Below are 13,317 nucleotides of genomic sequence, written 5' to 3' on the forward strand. Positions count from 1 at the left end.
GTGACGTATTTAGTTCATTTTTTCAACATAGAGCTGTTTGGCGATTTCTAGACTTACCAAGAGTTCTTCATTGTTGTGAATCAAAGTAAAGGTATTAGAGAAATCATCAAACTGTTGAACTTGGAGTTTGTCTCCGATATTGATGGCATGTTTTTCCAGATATTTTAGGAGATCAAAGCTATCGTGAACCCGAGTTAGGAGATAGGTTCCAGCTTCTTTGGTTTCTGATAGTGGTAGGTTGTTGATTTCAACCAAAAGCTCTCCTTTAGCAGGAATGGTACCACCGTGAGGGCAAGTTTTTGGGAAACCTAGCATACTTTCTAATCTTTCCACAAAAAAGTCTGAAACAGTATGTTCTAATACTTCAGCTTCCTCATGAATTTGGTCACTGGTATAGTCTAGATGGTGGACCAGAAAAACCTCAATCAGACGATGTTTACGATAAAGTTCTGATACAAGTGTTAGCCCAATATCGGTTAGCAAGTATCCTTTCTTCTTATCTTTTAAGATGAGATTTTCAGACTGCATGCGCTTAATCATTTCAGTTACAGCTGGAGGAGATACCTGCATCCGAGCAGCAATTTCCTTATTGGTAATCTTAGGAACATCCATGCCAATCTCATAAATACATTTTAAGTAGTCTTCTTTATTTGGTGTCATTCGCATTTCCTTGTTTATTATCTCCATCTAGTATACCAAAAAAAGCTAGATTTCTCTAGCTTCTTGCTACAAGAGCTTGACTTAGTTGAGTTTTTTTGCAGCTGCAATAGCGGCTTCAAAGTCTGGCTCGCTGTTGATATTATCCACGTATTCGACGTAGCGGATGGTATTATCGGTATCGAGAACAAAAACTGCGCGTGCAAGCAGATGCCATTCATTGATTAAGAGGGCATAATCGCGTCCAAAGGAGTGGTCGAAGTAGTCTGAAAGCATGATGGCATTCTCAATTCCCTCAGCACCACACCAGCGTTTTTGTGCAAATGGAAGGTCCATAGATACCGTTAGGACAACAGTGTTGTCTAAGCTAGCCAATTCTTGGTTAAAGCGACGAGTCTGAAGCGAGCAGATGCCTGTATCGATAGAAGGGATGACACTCAAGATCTTTTTCTTGCCTTCAAAGTCAGCCAGTGTTTTTCTAGAGAGGTCAGTCGTTGTGAGAGAGAAATCAAGTGCTTTATCTCCAACTTGTAGTTGTTTTCCTGTAAACGTAACAGGGTTTCCAAGGAATGTAGTCATAAGCTACTCCAATCTTTTTTCTTTCATTTTACATTAAACGTTCAGACTCTTCCAATAATTTGACCGAAATTTAAATAGACAAAAAACGCCAATTCATGGTGACTGACGTTTTTTAAAATGATTATTTAGACAAACCTTCAGAAATCTTGTCAAGGTTGTATTTCATCATGTTGTAGTAGCTGTCACCTTCTTTACCTTCTTCAGCAATTGAGTCAGTAAAGATTTGAGCATAGATTGGGATGTTTGTGTCTTTAGAAACAGTCTTCATTGGACGATCATCGACACTGGACTCAACAAATAGTGATGGAACTTTTGTTTGGCGAAGTTTTTCAACCAAAGTCTTGATTTGGTCAGGTGTTCCCTCTTCTTCAGTGTTGATTTCCCAGATGTAGGCACTTGGGACACCGTAAGCTTTAGAGAAGTATTTGAAGCATCCCTCGCTGGTTACGATGAGTTTCTTGTCCGCATCAATAGCGTTAAATTTCTCTTTGGCTTCCTTGTCAAGCTTGTCTAGTTTTTCAGTGTATTCTTTGAGATTTTTTTCGTAGAATTCCTTGTTGTTAGGGTCTTTAGCGATGAGTTGCTTAGCAATGTTTTGCGCATAAATAATCCCGTTTTCAAGGTTGAGCCAAGCATGTGGGTCTTCTTTCCCTTTTTCATTTTGGCCTTCTAAGTAGATGATATCAACGCCTTCACTGACAGCAAAGTAGTCCTTGTTTTCAGTTTTCTTGGCATTCTCAACTAATTTTGTAAACCAGGCATTTCCACCTGTTTCAAGGTTGATACCGTTGTAAAAGATTAAGTCGGCCTGTGACGTTTTTTTGACGTCTTCAGGAAGAGGCTCGTACTCGTGTGGATCTTGTCCAACAGGCACGATACTATGAAGATCAATCTTGTCTCCTGCGATATTTTTAGTAATATCAGCGATAATTGAGTTTGTAGCTACGACCTTTAATTTTTGGTCACTTGTGGCTGTGTCTTTTTTTCCAGTAGAGCATGCTACAAGAGCAATTACAGAAAGAAAGAGAACGAATAATGTACCTAATTTTTTCATTAGATCCTCCAATTTATTGGGGTCTTTCCCCTTATTTTAACAAATGTTTATTTTTCAGTTTCAAATATCGTTGTTTAGGAGAGATAAAGAAACTGATTAAGAAGAAGCTAGCAGCTGTGAGCACGATGCTAGAACCAGCTGCTAAGTTTAAACTATAGCCAATAAAGAGTCCCAAAACTGAAGCAGTAGCTCCAAAGGTTGAGGAAAGAAAAATCATACTTTTCAGGCTATTAGCATAAAGATAAGCAGTTGCAGCTGGGGTAATCAGCATGGCTACAATCAGGATAGTTCCGACACTTTGCATGGCTGTCACAGACACGAGAGTCAGGAGTACCATGAGAAGGTAGTGATAGAAATTGACAGGCATTCCCATGGCTTTAGCCAAGAGTTCATCAAAGGAAGTTATCAAGAGTTGTTTGAAGAAAATCCAGATTAACAAGAGAATGACTGCCCCAACACCCATAGTAATAAACATATCCGTATCTTGGACGGCCAGGATATTACCAAAAAGGATATGGAAAAGGTCAGTTGAACTTTTAGCGACACTAATCAAGATGATACCGAGGGCTAAGAAAGAAGAAAAGGTAATGCCGATGGCGGTATCGCTTTTGATAATCGAGTTTCCCTTGATGTAGGTAATGATGATGGCAGCTAGCAATCCAAAGACAATGGCTCCGATAAAGAAGTCAACGCCCAAGATGAAGGAGAGGGCTACACCTGGTAAGACAGCATGTGAAATGGCATCTCCCATGAGTGACATCCCGCGTAGGATGATGAAACATCCCACAGCTCCAGCTACGACCCCGACGACAATAGCTGTTATCAAGGCATTTTGTAGGAAATGGAATTTTTGCAATCCATCGATAAATTCTGCAATCATAGGTCACCTCCATTGAAAAAGAGTCGATTACCGTAAGCTTCTTTGAGATTGGCTTCAGTAAAGGTTTCTTTGGTTGGACCAAAGGCAATCACTTCTCGATTGACAAGCAAGACTTGATCGAAGTAGTGAGGAACCTTGCTGAGGTCGTGGTGGACGATGAGAACCGTCTTCCCAGCTTTTTTCAAATCTCTCAGCGTATTCATGATGATTTCCTCACTGACAGAATCAATCCCAACAAAGGGTTCATCTAAGAGTATATAATCGGCTTCCTGCACCAAACATCTGGCAATCAAAACCCGCTGGAATTGACCTCCAGACAGTTGACTGATTTGCCGTTCTGCATAGTCTGAGAGTCCAACAATTTCAAGGGCTTCTTGCACTTTCTTCCAATGTTTAGCGTTTAAACTGCGAAAGAGTGGGATAGAGGGAAATAGTCCTAGCGAGACGCATTCCTTGACCTTGATGGGAAAGTTGTAGTCGATATTGATTTTTTGTTCGACATAGGCAATTCGGTGTAAGGATTTTTTAACTTCCTTGTCATCGAGAAATGCCTGACCTTGATGTGGGATAATTCCCAGCATCCCTTTTAATAATGTTGATTTTCCAGCACCGTTTGGACCAATGATACCGGTAATTGTTGGTCCTTGAAGCACTAGTGAAATATCCTTAAGTGCCGATGTTTCTTTGTAGGAGACACTGAGGTTTTCTATACGTATCATAAACTTGTATTCCTCCTGTCTCTTAATATACATTAAAAAAAAAATTAAGTCAAGTTAATTTTTGAAAAAATTAAAATAATAACTGAAAAATGATGGAAAAGGAAAGTTCATTTTTAATTGCATTCCCCAGGGATTTTTGCTAAGCTAAGAATAAGTGAAATTAGGAAAGCGAGAACAAGATGACACGTTATCAAGATGATTTTTATGATGCCATAAATGGTGAGTGGGAAAAGACTGCCGTCATTCCTGCTGATAAATCACGAACAGGTGGATTTATCGACCTTGATGAAGAAATCGAAGAGTTGATGCTAACGACGACGGACAAATGGTTGGCAGGAGAAGATGTGCCAGAAGATCCTATCCTAGCAAACTTTATCAAATACCATCGTATGGTCAGAGATTTCGACAAGCGAGAAGCTGATGGGATCAAGCCAGTCCTTCCTATGCTTAAGGAATACCAAGATTTGGAGAGCTTCGCAGACTTTACAAGCAAGCTAGCAGCGTTTGAACTAGCTGGCAAACCAAACTTCTTGCCAATTGGTGTATCACCAGACTTTATGGATGCAAGAACAAATGTACTCTGGGCTGGTGCTCCAGGAACTATCTTGCCAGATACAACCTACTATGCAGAAGACCATCCACAGCGTGAGGAATTATTGAACCTTTGGAAAGAAAGTACTTCTAATCTCCTCAAAGCCTATAACTTCTCAGATGAAGAAATCGCAGATTTGCTAGAGAAACGATTGGAGTTGGACCGCCGTATCGCAGCTGTCGTACTTTCAAACGAAGAGAGTTCAGAATACGCCAAACTCTACCATCCATATTCTTATGAAGATTTCAAGAAGTTTGCGCCTGCCTTACCTCTCGATGACTTTTTCCAAGCTGTGATTGGTCAAACTCCAGATAAGGTTATAGCAGATGAGGAACGCTTCTGGCAAGCAGCAGAGCAATTCTATAGTGAAGAAGCTTGGCCTCTACTCAAAGCAAGCTTGATCTTGAGTGTGGTTAATCTTTCAACGAGCTATTTGACAGATGAGATTCGCATTTTGTCAGGTGCCTATGGCCGTGCACTTTCAGGTGTTCCTGAGGCTCAAGACAAACGCAAGGCAGCTTACCATTTAGCCCAAGGACCATTCAAACAAGCGCTCGGTCTTTGGTATGCCCACGAAAAATTCTCTCCAGAAGCTAAGGCGGACGTAGAGAAAAAAGTGGCGACCATGATTGATGTTTATAAGGAACGTTTAGCTAAAAACGACTGGCTGACACCTGAAACACGAGAAAAAGCTATCGTCAAACTCAATGTTATCAAACCTTATATTGGTTACCCAGAAGAATTACCAGCTCGTTACAAGGACAAGGTAGTGGATGAATCTGCTAGCCTCTTTGAGAATGCCCTAGCCTTTGCGCGTGTTGAAATTAAGCACAGTTGGAGCAAGTGGAACCAGCCAGTTGACTACAAGGAGTGGGGAATGCCTGCTCATATGGTCAATGCCTACTACAATCCACAAAAGAATTTGATTGTCTTCCCAGCTGCTATCTTACAGGCTCCATTCTATGACTTGCATCAGTCATCTTCTGCCAACTATGGTGGTATCGGTGCGGTCATTGCCCATGAAATTTCTCACGCCTTTGATACTAATGGTGCTTCCTTTGATGAAAATGGTAGCCTCAAGGACTGGTGGACAGAAAGCGACTATGCAGCCTTCAAAGAGAAAACTCAGAAGGTTATCGACCAGTTTGATGGACAAGAATCTTACGGAGCAAAAATCAATGGGAAACTAACCGTGTCCGAAAACGTTGCCGACCTTGGAGGAATTGCTGCAGCGCTAGAAGCTGCTAAGAGAGAACCAGACTTTTCAGCTGAAGAATTCTTCAACAACTTTGCGCGTATCTGGCGTATGAAAGGTCGCCCAGAGTTAATGAAACTTATGGCTAGCGTTGATGTGCACGCGCCAGCTAAACTTCGTGTTAACGTCCAAGTGCCAAACTTTGATGACTTCTTTACAACCTATGATGTCAGAGAAGGTGATGGTATGTGGCGTTCACCAGAAGACCGTGTGATTATTTGGTAATCAAAAAACCAAGGATGATTGTCCTTGGTTTTTATGTTTTAGAAAAATGGATTAAAAGTCTTTTCGTGAGCGATGGTCGTAGCAGGACCATGTCCAGGATAGACATCGTAGTTAGGAAGGGTAAAGAGCTGGGTTTGGACACTATGAAGGAGTTGTTCCATACTACCAGTTGGCAAGTCTGTCCGACCAATGGTTTCTCGGAAAAGGGCATCTCCCGTTAAGACCAAGTGTCCATCTGGGAAAACCAATGAAACTCCACCGATAGAGTGACCTGGCGTTGGTAAGGCTGTGAAGTGGAATTCCTCAATCTGGTATTCTTCATGAAAGACATAAGTGTGTTCAGCTGGTTTGCAGATGACATCTGCCATATCGTCATGTCGAGGGAGACCTGAAAGGTTGTCAACAGGAGTATAGAGCCAAGAAGATTCACTTTCTGCCACATAGACTGGAGGATTTCCATAAGTATCTCTGACCAAGTCAAGACTCATAATATGGTCGTAGTGAGTGTGGGTCAGAAGAATGGCACAGACCGGTTTATTGATGGTTTCAATAGTCTTGCGAATGGCCTCCCAATGGCTACCAGGATCGACTACAATCAGGTGTTGCTCCCCTTCGAGATAATAAGTATTTTCATAGGCGACAGGATTCACAGTCTTATGGATTTTCATAGGATTTCCTCTTTCATAGATTTACAGTTTCTAGTATAACACAGAAGAATAAAATAAGGAATCAACAAGAAAGTCCCTCCATAAAAGAAGGGACTTTTAACTTTTTAAAAATGATTTTTCCAGGCTTGGAAACGGGCATCCAGTAGGAGTTGTGTTAGATTTTTTAAGGTTTCAACTTGCTCGGGCTCTAGAGTTTGTGCCTGGGAAACTAGTTGTCGAACATGTTCGATCGCGTTTTTTGAAGATAGTTCATTAATGGAGCTAATTCCAGACTCTAGGATGGTTCCAAAGAAGAGATCAAAGTAGAGCTCTAATTCCTCATCGGGAACACTATCCACCCATTCTTTAAGAGTGTCTTTAATTTGTAAACTTTCGCTACTGATTGCCTCTAGTTGGACAAAGTGCTGTCCCTCAGTTAGCCAGCTGAAAGTATTGTGTTGAGCGATTCCACCGAGAGCCGTAGATTTGACGACGGTAGGAGTATCAGGAACTTCTAGCATCATGCCGATGACAGAACCTTGTGGGACATAACGGTGAAATTTAGGGATAACATCTTGATAACCAGTCGTTTCTGTCAGATGAGCCTGTAAACCAGGAGCATCGTAGGTATAAACTGCTGATATCTTTTCCTGCAATTCAGGTTGAATTTGGCTAGCAGCGTAGACAGCTAGATTGCCACCTTTAGAATGTCCAGCTACCATCACTTTTTGTTTTGGATGTTGGGTAAAGAAATCTTCCAAATACTCAAGAGCATGCTTTTGGGCAGGGATTTCCTTCATATAGGTCATATGGAAATCTTCCTTCCAGCCAATAATACTGTCGTCTGTGCCACGAAAGACAATGAGATAAGTATCTAGGTTCAGACGATAGGTCATAGCAGCAAATTGCTTTTGGAGTTCCACATCAATATCGTTGACAAAGTTAGAGAGTTTGCAATTTTTAAAACGTTTGTGTTGGGCTAGCTGATCTAGAAGCTGGAGACGTTCTTTGTTGGTCAACATGGTGCTTTCTCGAGGAACACGGGTTGCGACATCGCTTAATCGATTGACAGGCTGGTCCAATAGGTTATCAAAAGGAAGATAGGTCAGCTCTGTTAAAGCTAGTACATCTAGTTCATTTAAGGGAAGATCATAAAAAGAATCGTATTGAACATCAGTTAGGTAGTCAAAAATATTGGCCATGGGAATTCCTTTCTTAACTTTTATCATATCAGATTTACATCAATTTCGCTAGTAGTCAGGAGAATTTTGCTATAATATAGAAAAAGGAGGAGCAGATGCATAAGATTTTACTAGTAGAAGATGATCAAGTAATCCGTCAGCAAGTTGGGAAAATGCTCTCCGAATGGGGTTTTGAAGTAGTTATGGTAGAAGACTTTATGGAAGTTCTGACGCTATTTGTTCAGTCTGAGCCTCATCTAGTCCTGATGGATATTGGATTGCCTCTCTTTAATGGTTATCATTGGTGTCAGGAAATCCGTAAGATTTCAAAAGTTCCTATTATGTTTCTGTCCTCCAGAGACCAGGCCATGGACATCGTGATGGCCATCAATATGGGAGCAGATGATTTCGTGACCAAGCCGTTTGATCAGCAGGTCCTTTTAGCCAAGGTACAGGGACTATTGCGACGCTCTTATGAGTTTGGGCGGGATGAGAGTCTCTTAGAATATGCAGGCGTGATCCTCAATACCAAGTCTATGGATCTGCATGTTGAGGGACAAGCAATCACGTTGACAAAGAATGAATTTCAAATCCTGCGTGTCTTATTTGAACATGCGGGTAGTATCGTGGCGCGTGATGATCTGATGCGAGAACTCTGGAATAGTGACTTTTTCATCGACGATAATACTCTTTCTGTCAATGTTGCTCGCTTGCGTAAAAAGTTGGAAGAGCAAGGTTTGGTAGGATTTATTGAAACTAAGAAAGGGATAGGATACGGGTTAAAACATGCTTAATTGGAGACAATTTTTTCTAGCCTATCTTCGCTCACGGATTCGCCTTCTAGTCTTCATTTTTTTGATTAGCTGCCTTGCCCTCGCCTTTCACATTTTATTTACAAATCTAGGTTCTTACTTTCTTTACTTCTTTCTGCTTTGTAGTTTTCTAACCCTTTTATTTTTCATCTGGGATATCCTAGTAGAAGCAGAAGTTTATCGTAAGGAAATGCTTTATTCTGAAAGAGAACCAAAATCTCCTTTGGAATGTGCTCTAGCAGAAAAATTGGACGAACGCGAAGCTGAGCTTTATCAAAAGAAATCAGAAGCGGAAAGCAAGCTAACAGATTTACTAGACTACTATACCTTGTGGGTGCATCAAATCAAGACCCCCATAGCAGCAACCCGTCTATTGGTAGCAGAAGTTTCTGAACGAGAGCTTAAGCGACAATTGGAACAAGAAATTTTCAAAATTGATTCTTATACCAACTTGGTTTTGCAATACCTACGCTTAGAAAGCTTCCATGATGATTTGGTTTTGAAAAAAGAAAATATAGAAGATCTGGTCAAGGAAGTCATTCGTAAATATGCCATTTTCTTTATCCAGAAAAGCCTAAGTATTAATATGCATGACTTGGATAGAAGCATTGTGACGGATAAAAAATGGTTGTTGGTGGTCATTGAACAAATCCTTTCAAATAGCCTCAAGTATACTAATGAAGGTGGAATTGAAATCTATATGGACGGTCAGGATCTTTGTATCAAGGATACAGGAATCGGCATTAAAAATAGTGATGTTCTTCGAGTCTTTGAACGCGGATTTTCAGGTTACAATGGTCGTATGACTCAGCAGTCATCTGGACTTGGTCTCTATTTAACCCAGAAAATTAGCCAAGAATTAGGTCATCAAATCCGTATCGAATCTGAACTTGGTCAAGGAACAACCGTGCGAATTAAGTTTGCGGAAGTGAACCTACTTATTGAGTAAAAAGAAATGCTAAGAGCTTGGAAGAAATCTTTCAAGCTCTTCTTTAGATTTCTATGTAGTGAGAAAATAGGATAGAACAAAGAAAAAAGTAACTGGAATTTTTCCGTTCTCTATCTTTTAAATTGATTGAGTTCTTCAGAGAAAGGTTGTAAAATTTTTGATATAATATCAAGGATGGACTGATGGATAGTAAAAAGATAATGTTCAAAAGAATGACAGGTGAGAATTAAAAATATGTAAGATTGGACAGAAGTCTCTCTACCATCGTCTATACAGAAACAAGATTATATGAAATAAAAGGAGTAACCAATGACCGGAAACTATTCAACACGTGAATACCGTGAAAAATTATATGATGATCTTCATGTTCGATTAAGAGATACACTGATTTTGATGTGTTCGATTTTTATTGCCTCTATAGGTCTAAATATGAATTCAACAGCTGTCATTATTGGAGCCATGCTGATTTCCCCTCTTATGACACCGATTGTTGGACTGGGATTCGGTTTAGCTATTTTTGATACGCGTTTAATCAAGCAATCTCTAGAGGTTTTATTTACTCAAGTATTGGTCAGTTTGCTTGTCTCGACTCTGTATTTCTGGATTACTCCCTTATCTTATGCAAGTAGCGAGTTGATTGCACGAACCTCTCCAACAATTTGGGATGTTCTCATTGCTATTGCTGGTGGGATAGCAGGTGTTATTGGTTCAAGGAAAAAAGAAGCAAACAATATCGTGCCTGGAGTAGCTATTGCAACAGCTCTGATGCCACCTATCTGTACTGCAGGTTATGGTTTAGCTAATGGAAATGTGCGATTTTTATTTGGAGCTCTCTATCTTTTCTTGATCAACTGTGTCTTTATCATGCTAACCAATATTGTTGGAACTAGAATTTTAATGAGAAAATCTCCTTTAAGTTCATTTAAAGAGCTAAACATTAAAATGAAAATTGGCTTGATATCCTTAATTGTATTATTGGTTCTTCCAGCCAGCTATTCAGCAGTCACTCTGACGATAGATCAAGCGCGAAAAGAAGGGATTAAACAGTTTGTAGGAAAAGAGTTCGCCAATCATACGCTCATTAATCAAGTCTACAAGTCAAGTAGCAATGAATTAGTCTTGACAGTTGTTGGAGATCCGATTTCAGAAGAAGAATTAGAAACAATCCGCCAAAAACAAGCCTCTTACGGTATTCAAACTGTTCAATTGAAAGTCAATCAAGTCCATAATTCGACAAAATTAGATAGTGAGATGACCAAGGAATTTTATGAAACCATTAACAAGTATATCGATCAAAAACTCTCTGAAAAAGATTCACAAAAAGATCTCGTAAAAGAGAATGAAGCAGACAAGGATTGAGGATAGTCAACTTATCTAACTCGAGGAAGCAAATCTTGGGAGAATATCCTATATCCAAAAGTTAGTGGATAGAAAGGATCGTTGACGAGGATACCATTTGTGGTAGTTTGACCAATCACTACTAGCTCAGCTTAATCAAAATACAAAAAAGCAACAACTGAAATAGTTGTTGCTTTTTTAGGTAGCTGGAATTTTTATCCCAGGTTTTATCGTTTATTTTTCAACACGTGACTTGTTTGCAATATCTGCAAGAATCAATTCTACAAATGCATCTACTGGCATGGTTTCTGTTTCTTTTTGACCATAGCGGCGAACGTTCACGGCTTGCTCTTCCATTTCCTTGTCACCAACGATCAATTGGTAAGGAATCTTGCTAGTTTGTGAAGCACGAATCTTGAATTGCATTTTCTCATTACGTTCATCCACTTCAACACGGATACCACGGTCACGAAGTTGTTTAGCAACTTCCCAAGCGTAATCTGTGTGGGCTTCATTTGAAACTGGAATAACAGTCACTTGTTGAGGTGCCAACCAAGTTGGGAAGGCTCCTTTATAGTTTTCAATAAGGATAGCTGTAAAGCGTTCCATTGTTGAAATAACCCCACGGTGAATCATAACTGGACGGTGTTCTTCCCCATCAGCTCCGATGTATTTTAGGTCAAAGCGTTCTGGAAGCAAGAAGTCCAATTGGATAGTAGAAAGTGTTTCTTCATTACCAAGGGCAGTCTTCACTTGGATATCAAGTTTTGGACCGTAGAAGGCAGCTTCACCTTCTGCTTCAAAGTAGTCGAGTTCCATGTCATCCATGGCTGATTTCAACATACTTTGAGCATTTTCCCACATTTCATCATTGTCAAAGTATTTGTGAGTATCTTTAGGGTCGCGGTATGACAAACGGAAACGATAGTCAGTCAAGTTGAAATCTTCGTAAACGTCGATAATCAATTGAAGCGTACGTTGGAACTCATCTTTGATTTGTTCAGGTGTTACGAAAGTATGACCGTCATTAAGTGACATTTCACGCACACGTTGAAGTCCTGTAAGAGCACCAGATTTTTCATAACGGTGCATCATACCAATTTCAGCGATACGGATAGGCAATTCGCGGTAAGAGTGCACATGGTGTTTGTAAACTTCGATGTGGTGAGGACAGTTCATTGGACGAAGGACAAAGGCTTCACCATCTCCCATATCCATTGTTGGGAACATATCTTCACGGTAGTGATCCCAGTGACCTGAAGTTTTGTATAGCTCAACTGAGGCAATTGGTGGAGTGTATACGTGTTGGTAGCCTGCTGCTACTTCCTTGTCCACGATGTAGCGTTCCAAGACACGACGGATTGTCGCACCATTTGGCAACCAGAATGGAAGCCCTTGACCAACCTCTTGAGAAATCATGAAGAGGTCAAGCTCTTTCCCAAGTTTACGATGGTCACGTTCTTTGGCTTCTTCACGCATTTGAAGGTAGTTCTTCAAGTCTTTCTTGTCAAACCAGGCAGTACCGTAGATACGTTGCATCATGGCATTGTCGCTATTACCACGCCAGTAAGCACCAGCAACGTTAAGAAGGTGGAAGATTTGGATGCGACCAGTTGATGGGACGTGTGGGCCACGGCAAAGGTCTACGTACTCACCTTGACGGTAGATTGTCAAGCCACCTTCGTCTTCTGAGTGTTCTTCAATCAATTCCAATTTGTATGGATCGTTTTTGAAGATTTCACGTGCTTCATCTTTGGTCACTTCTTCACGAATAGATGGGAAGTTTTCTTTAACGATTTTCTTCATTTCTTCTTCGATACGAGGAAGGTCTTCGTTAGAGATTTGACCAGCTTGGTTATCTGTATCGTAGTAGAAACCATCTTCGATAGCTGGGCCGACACCCAAATGAATATCTGGGAAGAGGCGACGAGCTGCTTGAGCAAACAAGTGAGCTGCTGAGTGACGCAAGATTGGAAGAGCATCCTCGTGATCAGGTGTCACGATTTCGATGCTTCCGTCTTCAGTAATAGCACGAGTTGTGTCGATGAGTTTGCCGTTAAATTTACCAGCAAGAGCTTTTTTAGCTAGGGAATTGCTGATTGATTGGGCAATTTCAAAAGTTGTAACGCCAGATTCGAATTCACGAACTGCGCCATCTGGGAAAGTAATCTTAATCATGATGTTCTCCTTATATTAGTTTTCCATTATTTTTAAAGCAGAAGTGTTTCCCTATTTTGTAGTCTTAAATAAAGAAAAACAAAAAGCGACATCCTCAAAAGGACGTCGCAACGTGGTTCCACCTTCATTTATGTTCCTCAAAAAAGAGGGACACCTCTGATTGGCTCTAACGTGGCCACCGTTTTATGTTTGCATAAAAGTCAGTAGAGTAGTATCAGTATAGTCTTCCTATGCGTTCTCAGCAACCACGC

General features: G+C 40.5%; 12 protein-coding genes. 4 read left to right on the plus strand and 8 right to left on the minus strand.

Features of this window, described 5'->3' with window-relative positions:
• Positions 1-9: 9 nt before the first annotated feature.
• The 5 genes from HMPREF1481_RS02600 to HMPREF1481_RS02620 all read right to left on the minus strand — a co-directional run bounded on the left by HMPREF1481_RS02600 (position 10) and on the right by HMPREF1481_RS02620 (position 3,889).
• Positions 10-660 carry a metal-dependent transcriptional regulator gene (locus tag HMPREF1481_RS02600; protein WP_016465543.1) on the minus strand — a complete coding sequence of 217 codons (651 nt, stop codon included), beginning with the start codon at positions 658-660 and terminating at the stop codon, positions 10-12.
• A gap of 81 nt (positions 661-741) precedes the next feature.
• Positions 742-1,236 carry a thiol peroxidase gene (gene tpx / locus HMPREF1481_RS02605; RefSeq protein ID WP_016465544.1) on the minus strand — a complete coding sequence of 165 codons (495 nt, stop codon included), beginning with the start codon at positions 1,234-1,236 and terminating at the stop codon, positions 742-744.
• Between the two features lie 121 nt (positions 1,237-1,357).
• Positions 1,358-2,290 (minus strand): metal ABC transporter substrate-binding protein, encoded by a 933-nt coding sequence (locus HMPREF1481_RS02610; RefSeq protein ID WP_016465545.1) that lies wholly within the window; start codon positions 2,288-2,290, stop codon positions 1,358-1,360.
• Positions 2,291-2,321: 31 nt separating this feature from the next.
• Positions 2,322-3,170: a metal ABC transporter permease gene (locus HMPREF1481_RS02615; protein WP_000559792.1), complete on the minus strand. Its 849-nt coding sequence runs from the start codon at positions 3,168-3,170 to the stop codon at positions 2,322-2,324.
• On the minus strand, positions 3,167-3,889 hold the full coding sequence (locus HMPREF1481_RS02620) for a metal ABC transporter ATP-binding protein (RefSeq protein WP_016465546.1): 723 nt from the start codon (positions 3,887-3,889) through the stop codon (positions 3,167-3,169). The genes HMPREF1481_RS02615 and HMPREF1481_RS02620 overlap by 4 nt, the downstream gene beginning before the upstream one ends.
• A 179-nt stretch (positions 3,890-4,068) precedes the next feature.
• Here HMPREF1481_RS02620 and HMPREF1481_RS02625 point away from each other — a divergent pair, with 179 nt between their 5' ends.
• The gene (locus HMPREF1481_RS02625; protein ID WP_016465547.1) at positions 4,069-5,961 is read left to right on the plus strand and encodes a M13 family metallopeptidase; all 1,893 of its coding nucleotides are present in this window, start codon (positions 4,069-4,071) and stop codon (positions 5,959-5,961) included.
• 38 nt (positions 5,962-5,999) lie between these two features.
• Here HMPREF1481_RS02625 and HMPREF1481_RS02630 read toward each other — a convergent pair whose 3' ends face one another.
• A complete protein-coding gene (locus HMPREF1481_RS02630; protein ID WP_016465548.1) occupies positions 6,000-6,629 on the minus strand; it encodes an MBL fold metallo-hydrolase in 630 nt (209 codons plus the stop codon).
• 104 nt (positions 6,630-6,733) lie between these two features.
• Positions 6,734-7,810 (minus strand): DUF2974 domain-containing protein, encoded by a 1,077-nt coding sequence (locus tag HMPREF1481_RS02635; protein WP_016465549.1) that lies wholly within the window; start codon positions 7,808-7,810, stop codon positions 6,734-6,736.
• 95 nt (positions 7,811-7,905) lie between these two features.
• Between HMPREF1481_RS02635 and HMPREF1481_RS02640 the strand changes: the two genes are divergently transcribed.
• The 3 genes from HMPREF1481_RS02640 (at position 7,906) to HMPREF1481_RS02650 (ending at position 10,909) form a co-directional block, all read left to right on the plus strand.
• Entirely contained in the window at positions 7,906-8,583 is a 678-nt protein-coding gene (locus HMPREF1481_RS02640) for a response regulator transcription factor (protein ID WP_016465550.1), read from the plus strand.
• The gene (locus tag HMPREF1481_RS02645) at positions 8,576-9,550 is read left to right on the plus strand and encodes a sensor histidine kinase (protein WP_016465551.1); all 975 of its coding nucleotides are present in this window, start codon (positions 8,576-8,578) and stop codon (positions 9,548-9,550) included. Before HMPREF1481_RS02640 ends, HMPREF1481_RS02645 begins: the two co-directional genes overlap by 8 nt.
• 309 nt (positions 9,551-9,859) lie before the next feature.
• A complete protein-coding gene (locus HMPREF1481_RS02650) occupies positions 9,860-10,909 on the plus strand; it encodes a DUF389 domain-containing protein (protein WP_016465552.1) in 1,050 nt (349 codons plus the stop codon).
• A 213-nt stretch (positions 10,910-11,122) separates the two neighbouring features.
• On the opposite strand, the gene thrS is transcribed toward HMPREF1481_RS02650, so the two are convergent.
• Entirely contained in the window at positions 11,123-13,066 is a 1,944-nt protein-coding gene (thrS, locus tag HMPREF1481_RS02655; RefSeq protein ID WP_016465553.1) for a threonine--tRNA ligase, read from the minus strand.
• Positions 13,067-13,317: the final 251 nt, after the last annotated feature.

It is taken from the genome of Streptococcus sp. HPH0090 (assembly GCF_000411475.1).
Classification (GTDB): Bacteria; Bacillota; Bacilli; order Lactobacillales; family Streptococcaceae; genus Streptococcus.